Genomic DNA, 16623 nt, shown 5'->3' on the forward strand with positions numbered 1-16623 from the left:
GCATTTCATGGACATTTCACATGAATAAGATTCGTTTTTCTGTGGGCCAGGCGTCCGGCATTTCGGTGTCGGAAGTCAACGCTGATGCGACGACTTCCGTTGCATCTGGCGGCGCGTCCGTCTTTGCCGGTCTGGTCATTGCCCGTCGCGGCAAAATTGGCTCTGTGCTGCGCGTCACGGCTGATAACTATCAGTCAGTGCTGGGCGAAGCCATTCACCCGCGTAGCGGTTCGGCGTTTGAGCCACTGCGTCACGTAGCGACTGCCGTTAACGGCGGTGATGGTTATGTGGTCCGCGTGGCGGCGCCGGGTATGAAGATCCCTGCCCTGTCCCTGATGGCCGACAAAACCATGCAGGAGCTGAGCGTGGTGGCCAGCAACTTTGCACCGTCTTCCGATCCGGTTCTGGCGGCTGGCGCTGCAGCGATGATTTACATCGAGGATGGCGACGCCTCAGCAAACCGCACCCTGAGCATGGAAACCGACACGACGGCACCGGGCTTCTACATCCTGACGCTGAAGGAAGTTGACGCAGCTGGCGGCGAATCAGTGCTGGAATCTCACCAGATTTCATTCAACACCAACGCCACCAGCGATATGGGTTCGCCTGCCTTCCTGCCGACCGCGCTGGAAAATGGCTCAACCCGTCTGCGCGCTATCGTGTCGGACGACGTTGAAACGCTGATGCAGCCTATCACTGAAGGCTTCGACGACATGCAATTCAGCGGCGGCGTGGATGGCGATTTGTCTGCTATTGCCACGGCTGACTACACCAAAGCCCTGACAGTTCTGCGTAAATCTATGTTCTCCTGGACGGCTGTACTGTCACTGGGCTGCTATGACCCGACCGTGATCGCGGCGCTGGTTAAGCTGGCGGAAGACACCCGTACCGACATGTTCTACGACGTACACGGCGCGCAGCTGTCAGCAGCGGCGATGGCAGAAGCGCTGGGCCACGGCCTCGGCGGTTCACACCAGCCAGCACGCTACTACTGGCCGTACACCGCACGCGACGCATTCACCGGCACTAACGTTAACTGGGGTATCTCCTGTGACGCTTTTGTGGCGAAAGCAAAAGGCGTGGCGCTGGTCTCCGACGTCGGCGGCTGGCATTACTCACCGGCTGGCGTATCCCGCGCAATCATCAACCGCCAGAACATCAAGCCTATCCCTAACCTGGACGAGATCGACCGCGAAGCCTTTGTAACTGCGCGCATTAACCCGGTCAGCCTCGACAAAGCCGGGAACATGTATATCGACGACTCCCTGACCACGTTCGCTAAAAACAACTACCTGCGCCTGCAGCACATCAGTTCACTGATGAACGCGATCGCACGCGGTTTTTATGACGTGGCAGAAGCGCTGAAGCATGAACCGGACGGTATCACCTTCAGAGGCCTGACTGAGGGCTTAAAAGACCTGCTGGATCGTTTCGTTGCCGCTGAAGCCCTGGTCAAGCCGCGTGACGTCACGCAAGGCACTGAGCCGTTTGTTGTCTCCGTCGTGCAGAAAGATATCGACCTGTGGGAAGCCTCCTGGTCTGTCTGCCCTACCGGCTCTTCCCGCCGCATCGTCGGCAAGCCAACGCTGTTCCGTTAACAGAGGAAATTATGAACAACATTTTTAATCACAGAACGCATGGCCTGCTGGGCGCTGCATTCGATAAACCTGCTGTAGCTGAAGAGCCAGCTGTAAAAGATTCCATGCTGGAAAGCGCGGGCTTAGGCAACGGCGCACTGGATCGCACTGTGGCGATGTTTGAAGCCGTGCAGCGTCGCGCTGGCGAAGATGCCCGTTCCGTTGCGGCCTCTCTGCTGGCGGGCTGGGTTGAGGACGGCGAAGCCGATTCCGACAGCTTTGAAGCGCTGGCACTGGTGCTGGCCGGTCTGGATTCGCTGTCTGAAGACGACGATCTGGATGACGAGCAGGTTGATGCCTTTAACGCCGCACTCGGCCAGCTGGCGAACGCCGCCGTTGCAATGGGCGCAGATCAGGATGACGTCACCAGCATGATCGATGACGACGATGACAGCGCCGCTGAGAACGTTTACGAGGCGCTTTCCGGCCTGACTGAGGACGATGAAGCGATCGCAGATTACACCGTGGCTGGCGGTGAAGGCGGCGAAGCCATGCTTGAGTCGTCCACCTTCAAAGCCGTGCGCGATGGCGTTGTAACGCTGGTCCGCAAGCGTCCGAAGAAGCGCCGCATGACGTCGCTCCAGAAACAGGCGCTGAAAAAGGCCCGTTCTAAGGCGCACAGCTCGATGGCGAATGCGCACCGTAAAAAATCACTGAAACTGCGCAAAAAACGCGGCCTGTAAGGGATAGCAGCCGGGTGATCCCGGCTGCAATGAGGATAGCGCGATGATCTGCGGTGCAATCATGCCAGATGGGGTCAGCCCCTTCCTGAAACTCTATATCACGTCAGAAACGGCGATGGTTGTGGGCTACATCGGGGAAGGCTCCACCGCCAGCATTGAATCCATGTGGGAATCTCCGTTTGCCAATGACTCGCTGGGCGGCGTCGCCGGTGCAGTGAGTGCTGCTGGCGGCAAGCTGGCGGGTGGCGTGCAGGCTGCAAGCGGCAATACGTCTAAGTCGGAATTTAACTCCCTGCTTATCTGGGAAGGCCAGCAGCCGCCTGAGTTCAGCATTGTTGTAGACCTGATGGCCACCACGAACGCGAAGGTGGAAGTCATGGACGCAATCATGACGCTGCAGCAGATGGCCTCGCCTGAATTGAATGCCGCCATGCCGGGTGGCCGCCGTCCTCTCCCCGTGATCATGGACGTTGGCCGTCGCCTGAAGCTGATGGATGTGGTGATCCGAAGCGTCGGCTACCAGCTGGACGCGCCACGCACAGCTGACGGGCATTACACCCACAACACCGTCACGCTCCAGTGCTCCGGCCTGAGCGTCCAGAACCAGTCTGATATTCCATATATGTTTATCTGAGGAACACATTATGTCCGGATTTTCCAATACGAAAGCCGACACGGCTTTTCTGAAAAAACGCTTTAACCAGAACCTTGCAGCGGGTGAAAAACTTATCGGCTCTGAGTACTGGGTGACTGTTAAAGGCTACCCCAACCTGTCGATTCTGGTCCGTACCACACAGTTGCCGGAAATGGCCCGTGAAGACGTGGAAGACGTGGCACCAGGCGGCATGAAGTTTAGCCAGCATGGCACTCTTAAAAACTCTGGTGAGTTCCAGATGACCTGCGTTGAGACCATTAAAGGTGACGTGTTTGCAGCGGTTCGCCAGATGGTGCTCAACAAGGAATACGTTGATATTACTTTTGCTGCAGCAGCAGAATCTAACGGCGGTGACAGCGCTGGCCTGACACGCAGCTACATGCACTGCAAGGTGTACTCGGATTCCGTGGACTTTGGCTCTGAAGACACCACTACTGCCGTTAAGCTGCCGCTTCGCGTTGTCTACAACTGGGCTGAATAACCATGACGCCGGTCGAACTGCTTGAGGCCGTGAAAGCGCGCTTCACGACGCTGCTGGTGGATGAAGAGGCGCTGTTAACCAGCCTTCTCCGCCAGGCACTCGGCGTCTATCAGGATCGGGCCGGTGTACCAGGCCGTAAACGCATTGAAAAAACGGGGGGCGTAAGCCTCCCTTTTCCGTCTGATTACCTGTCACTGGTAAACGTGAACGATTTCAATGGTGCGCTGGTATATGCCGATCCCTATGAATCAACCATTGAGCTTGAGCTGACTGGCCGCGAGAAATGGCCGTTTACCCTGCTCTACTTCCGCAATATTCGTGACTGCGATTACGAAGAGACACAGCTACCGCCAGACATTACCGGGCTGATTGAAGACTACCTGGAAATGCTGATCGCTATTCCGAATGTTGAGCGCCTGCGCCGCCTGCATATCGCCGGTAAGTTCGACGCATCGTTTCTGCCTGACGAGGCCACGCTTCACCAGCGTAAAGCCGATCTGGAAATGCAGATCGCCGCTACACGCGCAATCATCCCCGCAATGAGCACCTGGTAAGGGGGCGCTATGAGCTTTTTTAACGGTCTGGCCGGGAATATCAAAGGCTTTGCCTCCAGTACGGCCAAGCAGGCCGGTAGTAACCTGATTTCCAACATCCTCTCCCGTGCATCCGCCACCATGAGCGGCGGTAATGGCGCATCGTATGCAGGTCTCCCGCCTGAGCTGGCCAACGCCAAAACGATACTGGAAATGGCTATGCGCATCCGCTACGCGCAGGGCTGGCAGTGGAACATTGAGATAGACGGCTTCTCCCGCGTGGACATGTACGTGAAAGATATCACCTACAGCACAGGCAACGTTGAGACCGAAAGTAAGCTGATTGGTGGTGCTGAGTTTGTGAAGCCCACGCACGTTACGGCGGGCTCTGTCTCGATGACTGTCCGTGACAATGAGGATGGCGAAATCCTCCAGAAGTTTAAGGAGCGCCGTGCGCGTATCTCCAACGGAGATGGCACGTTTAACCTCCCGCCAGCGTATCTGCTTAACGTCCGGATCTACCGCGTCTCACAGGATGGCCGCACCTCGCTTGAAGAGGAAATGAAAGGCTTTATCACCACAATCGGCGAGATCTCCCGCGCCCGTGATGCCGTGGGCGAGTTTGTCACTATTCCGGTGACATTCGTGAAGTACACCAGCGCCGGAAGCCTCGCAAATGGATTGCTGAAAGGAGTAACCGGGGGAATTACAAACCAGGTTCAATCGTCTGCATCAAACCTCATTAAATTCTGAAGGACAACACAGTGATCATTCCTCCACTGCCTCTGGCGTCGCGCCCTGCTACTGAAATCATCTTCCGACAGCCGGTGATCAAAGACGCCCTCCAATACTGCTCTCCTGACGTGATCGGCGATGAACGGCGCGTTACGGAGTACCTGAATGCACTGCAGGAAGGTCCGATTGATGACTGCCGCGACTGGACCGCACAGGACCGCCGCACAGCGCTGTGGTGGATCATGATTAACAGCCGTGCTGACAACATGGAGGCGTTTCACTACAGCTGCGAGCACTGCAAGGAACTGCACACCTATGACTTCGATCTGAGCGAACTGGCGGAGACGGTAGAGCTGCTGACTATCGCGCCCTATGAGCGCGTGAATGTCCCTGTAAATGGCGTACCGACTGAGTGGACGCTTAAGCCGCTGACCGGGCGCGGTCAGGAAATGCTGGAGCGTATGCGCGCCGGTCTGCCGGATGCTGACGCGCCGGAGTATGAAGCCGCCATTATGCGCATGCGCATTGCAGAGTTCGCGCTTTGCACTGCGCTCGATGACGATCCGCAGAACTTCGAAGAGTCCGCAAATCGCCGTTTCGACATTCTGGAAAGCATGGTTCCCGATCTCGAGTTCGCGCCGCTGGTGGCACACATTCAGCTGATGCAGCGCAACTTGCGCCACGGCCTGCTGATGCAAATCACACAGGGTGAAGTCCAACTTCTGCTCCCGCCGTGTGCCTGTGAAAAGGAGGGCATGCAGGAGTACACGACTCAACTGTATATCCCATTTCGCTCTGGATTTTTTGTTCCACGATTTTCACCTCAGTGGATGGCTAACCATCATTGACAACTTGACGCTGACCGCACGCCAGCCTGTCGGTGACGTTGATGCACTGCCATTATGGCGCGCCATTCAGATGAACAACACGCTCACCGAGCAACTGAAACAGAGCAGAATCAGATCTCAATGAATAATTTTAAAGAATTAGACAAGATTATTGGGGTAATTGAGCATGCCAGCCGCGATCAACTTAAGGAAATGGCTCTAATCCGGCAGGAAATCGCAAAGTTGCGCCCTTCTCATCCTGAAAATGAGCGTCGTAATTATCCAGACGTTCAGGTAACAAGATCGCTTACGGGAAGGGGTAATACAGCTGGTAAAGAAACAAAAACATCAAAAAAAGACGTATCAAAAGAAAAAAATAGTAAGAAAAATGAAGAAAAATTACCGTTAGAAAAAAATAACCTTTTAAGCGTCACAAAAAAGCGCGCAAAAGATGATAAAAAACACTCTGAAAGCAATAAAATCACCAATACAGTCTCTCTTAAGCGCTGGAGGCGGTCTAAAGGTTTAGAAGTAGAAGATAAATTACCTTATAAAGGTAATAAAAAAGAAATCGTAGGCGTATCAGGTGGCGTTACAAGCGTCAGAAATCAACACTCTCAACGTCAGTTAAAAAATGGTTCTGATAGAGACTCTGACACCACGGCAACAGGTGGTAAAACGCCTGGGCGTGATGCCGGTGGCCGCTTTAAATCACGCACTGATTCTGCCGCTGCGTCTGCTGCAACGCAGGATAAAAATGCGCGCCGCGCTGAGCAAAAGCAGCAGCAGGGATTTTTCCGATCGCTGAGTAGCATGCTGGAATCTGCCACCGAGTCAAACAGCGATGGAATGTCTTCAGGCGCAGACATTGCTGGCACGGCTGCTGGTGGTCCGCTATGGATGATGGGTAAAGGCATGTACGACATTTCTGCCGAATTCGGAAAGAACGTCGTGACGCTGAAAAACTTCATGCAGGGCAAAACCGAAGGTAATGCCGCGCTGAAAATGGAGCCGCCGTTAACGCATCCACCTGTAACAACCGAGGCCAGAACGCCACCAGTTATCGGTAAGCCAAAATCAGCTGACGGCTTTAAAAACGCTCAACAGGCTAAGGCTATTCAGGTAACGCAGGAACAGACCAAAGTTATCGCCGCCAATGACGATCGCATTGTGGATGCCCTGGACGATGTGCGCGAGGAAGTCAAAAAGCTGTCACATGCGTCGGGCAAGGATGGCGCGGGGCTGCTGGATTCGCTGATCCCCGGTAGGCGTAAACGCCGCGGTCGTAAACGCGGTGCGCTGTCAGCTGCAGCTGATGTTGCTGACGCAGCCGGTGATCTGCTGCCGGACGGTAAAGGCAAGCCCGATGCCTCTAAACCCAAACCTAAGCCGAAAAAGAAAAGCCTGCTGTCGAAAGCGCTGAGTGTGCTCAAGGGTGGCAAAAAAGCGGCAACGATTGGCGGCGTAGCAGCCACGACAGCTGCAGCCGGTGCAACACTTGCCGCTGGTGGCCTGGCGGGCGGTGAAGCGGCAAAGTCGGGTGAGAAAGCCACGCAGGCCGCAGCGGAAAAAACCACTGAAAAGGGCGGTTTAAAAGTCGCAGAGAGCACCGCAGGCAAAACGGGCCTCAAAGTCGCTGAGAAAACCACTGGAGCCGCAGCGGAGAAGACCGCAGAGAAAGGCGGACTGAAAGTGGCTGGTAAACTCGCCGGTAAAACTGCCCTTAAAGCGATCCCGCTGGTCGGGACCGTAATCGGCGCGGGCATGGACGCATACGAGGGGTATAACGACACAGATGGGCAGCAGAAAGCCTTTGGCCTCAAAGAAGGCGATACGGTCAGTGGCAGACAGAAAAGTGAGTACACAGCAGCAAACGTGCTGAACATGGGTGGACTGGTCTCTGGTGCGTCCGGCCTGCTGGCGTCAGGTGCGTCTGCAATGGGTATGGACGGGGTAGCAAAATCACTGACGTTTGATACCGGCGACATTGCGAAAGGGTTGGATTCCGGGCTGAGTAAAGTGGGCGACATGTTCAGCGCCTTTTCAACCAGCGCGTCAGGCGTGTATGAAAAGCTGACCGGCAGCAGTACGGATCAGACGAAAGCGATCACCGATGGAACAGATAAAACCGTCACGGCTATAAACCGCCTCGGTACACAGTTGCAGGGTGGCGAGTGGGGCGTAGACGGCGTTGGTACGCAGGGTAAAAGCGCCACTGACTATGCAGACGTTGCGCAGAATAGCATTGGCGCTGATCTCAATATTGGTGGCGCTAATGCGAAAGTCCGATCCTTCCGTAACAACAACTTTGGCAACCTGAACTATGTGGGGCAGGAGGGCGCAAGCCTGGAGGCCAAAAACGGTAAAGGTGAGGCCCGGTTTGCTAAGTTCAACACGCCAGAGGAAGGATTCAGGGCGCTGGCTAACCAGCTGACAAGCTACTCAGAAGGCACGTCTAAAGCAGCCGGTAACAAAAAGCTGAACACCGTACAGGACATTATCAAGCTGTACGCGCCCAACAGTGAAAACGACACGTCGCAATACGTTGACTCGCTCTCGAAGAAGCTGGGCGTGCGTGGCGATCAGCAGCTGGACCTTAAAGATCCCAAAGTCATGACGCAGATGATGCGCGGTATTGCCACCATCGAGGGCGGCAATCCGCAGGTCACTAACGATTTCATGACGAACGCCATTGGCCACAATGAAAATGGTAAGTGGGTCGGCGGGAAATTCAGTGATGAATCCCTGAAGTCGGTGAATGAAGCACGTGCGAAGCAGGGGCAGGCGCCAGTTGCGGCGGATTCGCTCTATTCAGCGGGCGACAAGGTGAAGCTGAGCGCTGGAGCCGTGGCACCTGCCGCCGCACCGGCAGCAGTTCCCGTACCTGTCACGGCACCAGCAGCACCCGCGCCAGTGCCAGTAGCGGCCCCGGCAGCGCCCACGGCCTCGCAGGTTGCTGCAGCAAAAGAAGCCGGTAAGGATAAGCCGGCTAACGGCGCAGCGGACAAAATCAAACACGCCGGAGCTGGCGCGTGGGGGCAGGTTAAAGCGCTTAACGAGTGGGCTGACGGAAAAGTGCAGGGCGCGACTGAATCAATGGGCGTGGCCGGTATGTCCCGCAAGCGTCCCACCAGCGGCCTGTCCCTTCCTGGCGGCGAATCAATTCCGGCAGGCCTCCAGCTGGCGGCGCTGGCACCTGACCAGATAGCCAGCCGTTCCCGTCCTGCCGCTGTATCTCATGTCTCAACCGGCAGCGTGCGTGCACGTCCCGGATCAGCCACGTCTGACACGCCGATCACTGTGGCCAGCACACAGACACCAGCCACACCGGCAGAAGGCAACGGGCTGTTTGACCTCATGCTGGGCGGGGCAATGGACGGCGCTAAAGCGGTCAGCGCTTCAATCATGCCCGCGGTCAGTGACACCTTCAGTCAGACGCTGGGAGGCTTCAGCGGCAACGACATGGTTAGCAGCGTACTGGACCAGGCAGGCATTACCGATCCGGGCATGCTCCGCACCATATCTCCACTCACAAGCAAGGCTGGCAGCTGGATCGACAGCGGCACTGAGTCGCTGGCCAGCGCCGGTAAGTCATACCTGAGTGGCGGCAGTGCGGCGCAGACACGGCCAGCACAGCAGCCTCTTCTTAATCACCCGGCACAGATCCAGAACGTAACGGATCTTCCTCGTAGCGGCATGCGCCCGATGATGAGCGGCGACACCAGCAATCACGATCAGGACATGCTTAAAGAGCTGAAGGGTATGCGCACCCAGCTGGAGGCACTGCTGGGCGTTACGAAGAAAAAGAGCGATACGGCCCCGGACAAAGTGGTTAACACAGCGCAACCCGCACCCCGGACCTCATCAACGCTGAGCATCAACGATGCGGCGCTCAACGAACTACTGCAGGACTAACGCATGCAAAACGAAATTGACTGCCTGATGCGCGTGGATCAGGGCGGCGTGGTGGTGAAAGCCGGGGAGTCAGATGCATGGCTTGCCCGACTGGAGGAATGGCTGAGAACGCCACAGGGCAGCGTTTACGGCCTGCCGGGATGGGGTAACACCATGCAGGACTTCAAACATGAGCCGGTCGGTTCCGAAATCGGCCACTTAACAGAGGTTGCAGTGGAGGCTGCGCTTATCAGGAAGCTGCGTATCGATCTGCCAGGGCTGGGTCTGCGTGCTATCCGCTGCGCGCCGGAAAACGTTGATACCTGGCAAATCACATTCATTACATCAAACGGTCCGCTGACCGTATCCATGAACAAAAGTTAATCGGGGTAAATTGTGAGTATTCAGGAGTTACTGGAAAATTTTAACGGCAAGCTGCAGGCCAACAGCTGGTGGAGAAAGTTTACCAACAGCCAGTTCATTCAGATGATGGCCGTGTTTGGTGCACAGATTATCTATGCCGCACAGACTACAGCTGAGCGCGGCCTGACGGAGGGGTTTATCTCCACAGCAACTAAGCGCTCAAGCATTCTGGCCGCAGCGGAGGACCGCAATTATCTCGGTCACTTAATCACGCCGTCATGGGGCAGTGTGAAGATTACCAATAAAACAGGTGAAGACATTCAGCTACCAATCTACGCAGAGTTTCTGTCGAATGCACAGCTGCCTTACGTCACAACCGATGTGGTGACCATCCCCGCTGGCCGTAGTGTCGTAGTTAACGACGTCCGCCAGATGGAGCACGTCAACGTATCCTCTGCAATTGACGCCGAAGCGCCGTTTTATACGGTAATGCTGCCGCGTGATATCACGGAGGAAACTGTCTCGATGGACGTGTTTGTGACGGAAAACGAGAACAAAACGCTGTGGCAAAATAACCCGTTGTTTCGTCTTTCCCGTGGCACCAGCCAGCATTACGTGCTGGTTTACAAACCCTCTGAGCAGCTGGGCGTGCGCTTTGGTGACGGAGCGATCGGGAAAATGCCGAAGACCGGCAGTAAGGTTGATCTGGATGTGTGGTGCAGCCGGGGCGACACCACGCTGACGCAGGGCCAAAAACTGACGCCAGCGGGTAATATTGCCGACATGAATAGCAAGATCGAAGTCGTGACCACGACGCCAATCACGGGCGGCAGCGGCTTTGAAAGCACGGAGGAAACGCGCAACCGGGCGCAGTACTACGTGGCCTATGACGAACAGGTAGTGTGGGGCGGTGACTACAAGTACTTCCTCAATCGTGCTGTACCGGGTATGTCGTGGATCAGTGCCTGGGGTGAGCAGGAGCAGGAGCTATCAACCGGCATTAAGTCACTGAGCAACATCAACACGATTTTCTTCTGTGGTCACAAGCCGGGGTACACACAGGCTGAGCTTGAAACCATGCTCATGACAGCTGTCACGTCTATTCCGAATGAGCTTAATAAGAACTTTCGTTACGTCCGGACACAGGAAGAGCCATTCACGATCTCACTGACCGCGCTGGCGAAGAAGAACGTCATTCTGTCAGACGCTAAAAAAGCCGTTCAGGAAGCACTTGAGGCCCGATTTGGACGGGATGCAACAACGTTTGGCGACAGCGATCAGAATGGCGTTGCAGCCGGTAAGCACTTCTCACAGGTTCAGGTAAAAGACCTGTGGCGCGTGATTGAAGAGCTGAACTTGTTTATCTCCTATGAACTGACTCCGCACGATATGAAAACGGCCCTGCAGTTGAATGATTTTATCTATCTCGATGTGGCTAACTCCACGTTTGATATTAACTATCTGTAAGGCACGGCCATGATCAGAAACTGGGTAAAAGACCGTCTTACGAAGGAAAAGCAGGGCTCTGAGTTATGGTCGGGGTTTGCTAACACACTTCAGGGCATTTTTGAGGAAACGGTAGAGCCGATTCTGGAGCGTATTACCAACCGCAAAAGCTACTACACCATGGACAAGGACGATCTGACGCTGCGCATGAGCGAATATGGCCGCTTCTTCATTGTTGCGGAGACCACGGATACAAGCAGGCCCGTACTGCTGGCACAGCGCCTGGACGAAGTGCATTTTAAAGGCACCGATAAGCCGATCACCTCTACGTTCTGGCGCGAGTTCGATAACCTGCCGGTCAGCTGGCAGGAGTTGTATGCGCCGGTGGATCAGGAGCTGGCCCCCTATGGCACCTTCTTCACCACAAAAGAAGGCCTGGCGATTGCAGAGGCGAAGTATGGCGAGTTCTTTCTGACGTCGCGGGCGCAAATCTCGGTGGCTCTGAATGAGCTTTATGGGCGTTATGGTTATCTGGAGCAGGGTGAAGCAGTTCAGAAGCTGCTAACCCAGTTTGACCGGATCATTGCGCCGCTGCTGCCGCTGCACATCGTGTTTGACGGCGTAGCGCTATTCATCTCGTTTGAGATGAGCGCAGACGCTGAAAACATCACGCTTATCAGCGCCGGTATCGACTATCAGGCTAAATTGTCTTACGTCGATCTCCAGTCGGAGATCAAAAACCTGCACATGGCCACACAGCAGCAGTTCGATATTCCCGCCGTGCCGTTACGTCAGGTTAAGCGCTGCGAACGCTACGATATGTTTGCTGCAGATGCTTGGACCAATGACTACCTCGCAAGGCCAGACGCCGCGCCAGCGCCCATTGATATCGCCAGCGCTGCCAGTGACAGCCGCGCCCGGTTATTCACGGACGGTGGCGTGCAGTACGTTGGCATCCAGAAGGGCAACAGCCAGGGCGTCACAGCCACCAGCACGGACGGCAGCAGCGTGACAATGGCGTTTCCCTTTGACGGCCTGCCAGAGTTTGTTCTGGCTCTGCCCGACGACGGCAGCGGCAACGGCACGATCGCCACGCTTTTTTATGAGCAATTTGTCGCGTAGTTGACCATCGGATTTTACGAACTCCATACCCTCTGGCCTCTTAACTCTGAGAGGCTTTTTTTATGGCTGATACTATATCTGTCAGCAGCAAGCTGTTTAAAGCGAAGCTGCTGGATTACTACTACATCCGTCGCGCTGAATCCTCCATCGGCAAGGGCTCCCGCTTCCAGATGATTAAAGCCTACTGGGGCAAGTCAACGCTCGTCACCAGTAACGCCGCTGGCGGCTGGAACATCGCGGATATTCCCTCCACGTTCAGCAACGATAACCTGACCGGTAAATTCACTGAAACGCCTCTGGTCCTCACCAGCACCGGCGCGGATATCTCGATCACCATTCAACTGGATGAAGCCATTCTTCCGGAAGGCAAAGCCTATGACCTCAATACGCTGACGCTGGTGGACGCTGACGGCAACGCCTTTGCCGTGCTGTGCCTGCAGCAGGACACCGTATTCCGTGGTAAGGCCTACCGCCTTATCGTCACCATCGAACAGAAAACGGCGTAGCGCACATGAGCAGTAATGAAATTACCGATATCGGCGTTATGGCAGGGAAGGCGTATGGCACCGCGCCGCTGTCGGCGGATATGCAGTACCTGGAGACCTACACCAGTTCCGCTTTAAACCGCAAACTGAAAGGTATTGTGCGATCCGGTTTTTACCTGGGCTTTGCGCCGGTCGCCGGTTCCGGGCTGAATGTCATCGTTACCTCAAAAGGGGCGGAAGGCGGGCAGGGCGCGGCCTCACTCGACGTAAACGCACATCAGATCACCGTGCAGCACTTGGCCGATCTGACGCTCCCGGTCGTGGCGGGCAAAACTACCCGTATCGTGCTGGAAGCAAACTACAAGCTGGGCGTGAAGACAGATCAGGTTGATATCACCTCTACAGTTCAGGCCGCACGCGTCTTTGCGCAGGATATCTCAGTTGCGCTGACGCCGAACCAGCTGGAGCTCTGCCGCGTACTTGTGCCAACCGGTACCACGCAGGTTACGCAGGCGATGATCGTCACCAACTACCGTATCAATCGGCAGGTCGGTATCACGCTGGATTCGATTTACACCAGCGACGATGAGCTGATTGCGGCTAACCTCAAGGGGCTGAAAATCCTTAAAGGCATGATCGATAACAATATGGTCATTGCCAATAACGGCTCGGATATTCACGACAAAGCGATGTTCCGTAAAAACATCGAGCTGGATCAGCTGGTCAACGAGAAGCAGCTGGTTGCCAGTGAGAATCTGGCCGATCTGCCGGACGTGCCGGAGGCGCGGGAAAATCTCGGTCTCGGTACCGCCGCGCAGGCGGATCAGCAGAAAAACCCGCTGGATATGACGGCGGGTGCGCTGATGGCCGTGGGCGCATTTGGCCTGGGTGCGCCGTCGCTGGTACTGGACAGCAAAATCACCTTACTGGCTGACGTGTCTGTGACTGAGCAAAATGCTTTCTGGACACTGAGCGGCACCTTCAGTGACGGCCCAATTGAACTTGGCAAAACCGCGCAGACGCTGCGTGGCCAGCTATTCAACATGCGCCGGAAATATGATGCCGACGCGTCACTGGTGCAGCTTCTGGCGGCGCAGGGTGGCGTAATGTATCTGCGTGTGGCAGCTAAGGTTTCTGGCGACTGGGCGTGGTCCGGACTGACAGTGGGCGCGGACCAAAACGGCTGGCGAAAGATGATGGACAGCGCCAGCATGACTCTTGCCGATCTGGTAAAAGCGGGTGCGGCAAAGGCGGGCGATAACGACGATATCACTAGCACCAGTAAGCTGACCAATATCAATACGCCAAAGCTGACTGTTTCAAAAAATCTCGACGTCGGTTCTCAAATCAGCGCCGGTTTCCGTATTGGTGTGATCCGGTCTGAACCGTCTGTGCCTTCCATGACGTTTCTAAGGACCGATCAGCCTGACGATAAGCCACCTGCATATGAAACAGACATTATGCAGATTGTTGGTCGTGTGGCGGCAGTGAGTGGCGATGCATGGAGCGGTAGGATTCTCGGTGGGATAACAACCACCAACATGACGCACGGCGGAGGCAAAATTTCGATTGATGCGCGTGCATCAACAGGTGTTATTGCGACGCGTCTTGTTCTGAACAGTGGAGACGGCTTAGCCACACTACAGGGTGCTGGCGGGCTGGCGATTACGGGTGGGGGTGGTCTGTCTTCTGATGGTGCGGGCTTGTTCACTGCTGACGGAATTACGCTTCAACTGAAGCCAAAAACCAAAGACAAAGCCTACTACCTGCGTGGGAAAAAGTCAGATGACACGCTGCACTGGTATTTCGGCCAGTCCAAAGACAGTAACGATGGCGTTTCCTGGGGTAACTCAATAACAAGTACATGGCTCACCCTGTCAGGCGACGGTACGGGCGAGACCAATGTTTCAACAATGAACCTCCTTAACAACGCGATTGTTGGCGGCAACCTCACTGTAAGCAGGGGCGCTGACTTTACCGGCCCGGTAAACGTCCTGGCGAAGGGGGCAACAGCGGTAGGCGATCTGACTAATGCCGCGCTGGTGGTAACGGGCAGCAGCAATGATGGCACTCAGGGGATCACGGTTAACAGCTTTGCGCCTACAGTCACCTTCATTGACCGTGACGCTGACTCGGCTGGCTTTCGCTTAAGAGGAAATGGCAGTAGCCTTCATCTGGACGTGGATGGCCGTGACAATGGTGTAACCTGGAAACAGGACATAGCTTTGTTCAGCGATAAAGGGCATCTGGCACTTGGCGGTAGCAGTGACAGCACAGGTCGTATGCTGACAATTGGAAACTCCACACCCGGCAAAGGTAATCTGATAGGAACGACCCAGATTGCTGCAATGGCTTACGCTAATCTTGGTGCAGACGCGACAGTTCGGGGTATTGGTTTTGGCGTTGAAATGTCAGTAGGTGACGGAAACACCGGACAAAACTTGCCTGAAGTTGTTGAGTTCTGGGGTAACAGCACCGTTGTTAACACCAACGCCACTGTAGGGCTAATGTCGTCATTCCGCGTTTTTGACAAAGCCAATCTGAGTATTAAAGCGGCCTATGCATTTGAAGGGTTGATGACGCAACGTGCGGGATTAAATCGGTGGAACCTGTATATGCAGGGAACCGCGCCAAACTATTTGCGTGGACAGACAATTATTGGAGGAGTGGACATAGCGCTACCTGACAGTAGGGTAGCTTTGTCAGTCAACGGCAGTGCCGATGTCAAAGGCGCACTAACTGTGTTTGGTGATGCATACATAAAATCATCGTTGAGTATTTTGTCTGCTAGCCCGTATATCGACTTTAACTCATCAACAGCTACTACAAATGACTACGATGCCCGAATAATCGTTGATGCGACCACCACCGCCAAAACGAGCGGTCAAGCAACCATGCATATCGTCGCTGGTAACATTAACCTGTCGGGAGTGACTAATGTAAGAAGTTCTCTAATTGTCGATCAAGATGCACATTTTAATAATGGCGCTTATGTAACAGGGCCATTTTATACATCAACGCATATAAATATTGGTAACTTCGGGACAGGTGCTTTTGCTGGCTCTGCAGCCTCCCTCAATATTGGGGATTCGGACACGGGTTTAATTTGTCCTTCTGATGGAATGCTTGACTTCTATTCCAATAATACCCGGTTCTTCACTTTGGATGGTTCTGGGCCACGCGTTTATTTTGATAAGCCGATAGCCTCTGGTACTCCTGATACTTTTCGAATCATTAGCGGCGGATTTGGTGTTTTTCAGCGTTTCGATGGTACCAACTTCTATTTCATGGCAACGAACCAAAATGATCCGATGGGAACATGGAATAATCTCAGGCCTCTTTATTTTAATGCTAGAACCGGCAGGGTCGATATGGGTCACGACGTTGCTATTGGTGGCAATTGCTACTTTAATCAGCAACTCAATGTGGGCGGCAACATCGTCGCTGGTGATCGTGTTTATACCGGCAATGGTGGCTCATTTGTTCAGAGCGACGGTAATGTTTACGGCGGATGCTGGGGGGGGTACTTAAGTAACTGGATAAGCGGAACTTTCTTTCAACGTGGTTCAGGCGACATCGTTTCGGACGTACGTCTGGCAGGCGAGGGAGGGGGAATACTTAACGGGACTTATAAGGTGCCTAGTGGCTGCGTAATGACAGGATGGTATACGGAAGGCTCAACACCAGGCGGCGATACAATTTTTTATCGTGCAATTCAAAAAGCCGTGAACGGTAACTGGTACACCATAGGACAAGTGTAAA

General features: G+C 54.7%; 14 protein-coding genes. All 14 read left to right on the forward strand.

Features of this window, described 5'->3' with window-relative positions; genetic code table 11:
- The first annotated feature begins 20 nt into the window (after nt 1-20).
- The 14 genes from EE896_RS21995 to EE896_RS22060 all read left to right on the forward strand — a co-directional run bounded on the left by EE896_RS21995 (nt 21) and on the right by EE896_RS22060 (nt 16622).
- Nucleotides 21-1598, forward strand: a complete 1578-nt coding sequence (locus EE896_RS21995; RefSeq protein WP_140916531.1) for a phage tail protein — start codon at nt 21-23, stop codon at nt 1596-1598.
- A gap of 11 nt (nt 1599-1609) precedes the next feature.
- Entirely contained in the window at nt 1610-2320 is a 711-nt protein-coding gene (locus EE896_RS22000; RefSeq protein ID WP_140916530.1) for a hypothetical protein, read from the forward strand.
- A gap of 43 nt (nt 2321-2363) precedes the next feature.
- Nucleotides 2364-2954, forward strand: coding sequence for a hypothetical protein (locus EE896_RS22005; RefSeq protein WP_140916529.1), 591 nt, complete (start codon nt 2364-2366; stop codon nt 2952-2954).
- A 10-nt stretch (nt 2955-2964) separates the two neighbouring features.
- Complete coding sequence (locus EE896_RS22010) at nt 2965-3456, forward strand: baseplate protein (RefSeq protein ID WP_140916528.1); 492 nt, start codon at nt 2965-2967, stop codon at nt 3454-3456.
- Nucleotides 3457-3458: 2 nt separating this feature from the next.
- Entirely contained in the window at nt 3459-4010 is a 552-nt protein-coding gene (locus EE896_RS22015; RefSeq protein ID WP_140916527.1) for a hypothetical protein, read from the forward strand.
- A 9-nt stretch (nt 4011-4019) separates the two neighbouring features.
- On the forward strand, nt 4020-4742 hold the full coding sequence (locus tag EE896_RS22020; RefSeq protein WP_140916526.1) for a phage tail protein: 723 nt from the start codon (nt 4020-4022) through the stop codon (nt 4740-4742).
- A gap of 11 nt (nt 4743-4753) precedes the next feature.
- On the forward strand, nt 4754-5572 hold the full coding sequence (locus tag EE896_RS22025; protein WP_140916525.1) for a hypothetical protein: 819 nt from the start codon (nt 4754-4756) through the stop codon (nt 5570-5572).
- Between the two features lie 613 nt (nt 5573-6185).
- Complete coding sequence (locus EE896_RS22030; protein ID WP_153574591.1) at nt 6186-6359, forward strand: hypothetical protein; 174 nt, start codon at nt 6186-6188, stop codon at nt 6357-6359.
- Nucleotides 6360-6364: 5 nt separating this feature from the next.
- Nucleotides 6365-9466: a hypothetical protein gene (locus tag EE896_RS22035; protein ID WP_153574592.1), complete on the forward strand. Its 3102-nt coding sequence runs from the start codon at nt 6365-6367 to the stop codon at nt 9464-9466.
- 3 nt (nt 9467-9469) lie between these two features.
- The gene (locus EE896_RS22040) at nt 9470-9829 is read left to right on the forward strand and encodes a hypothetical protein (protein ID WP_140916524.1); all 360 of its coding nucleotides are present in this window, start codon (nt 9470-9472) and stop codon (nt 9827-9829) included.
- 12 nt (nt 9830-9841) lie between these two features.
- A complete protein-coding gene (locus EE896_RS22045) occupies nt 9842-11275 on the forward strand; it encodes a baseplate J/gp47 family protein (protein WP_140916523.1) in 1434 nt (477 codons plus the stop codon).
- Nucleotides 11276-11284: 9 nt separating this feature from the next.
- Nucleotides 11285-12376 carry a phage tail protein gene (locus EE896_RS22050; RefSeq protein ID WP_140916522.1) on the forward strand — a complete coding sequence of 364 codons (1092 nt, stop codon included), beginning with the start codon at nt 11285-11287 and terminating at the stop codon, nt 12374-12376.
- 62 nt (nt 12377-12438) lie between these two features.
- Nucleotides 12439-12882, forward strand: a complete 444-nt coding sequence (locus tag EE896_RS22055; protein WP_140916521.1) for a phage tail protein — start codon at nt 12439-12441, stop codon at nt 12880-12882.
- Nucleotides 12883-12887: 5 nt separating this feature from the next.
- Nucleotides 12888-16622 (forward strand): phage tail fiber protein, encoded by a 3735-nt coding sequence (locus EE896_RS22060; RefSeq protein ID WP_140916520.1) that lies wholly within the window; start codon nt 12888-12890, stop codon nt 16620-16622.
- The last annotated feature ends 1 nt before the right edge of the window (nt 16623 follow it).

This window comes from Pantoea eucalypti, assembly GCF_009646115.1.
Taxonomy (GTDB): Bacteria; Pseudomonadota; Gammaproteobacteria; order Enterobacterales; family Enterobacteriaceae; genus Pantoea; species Pantoea eucalypti.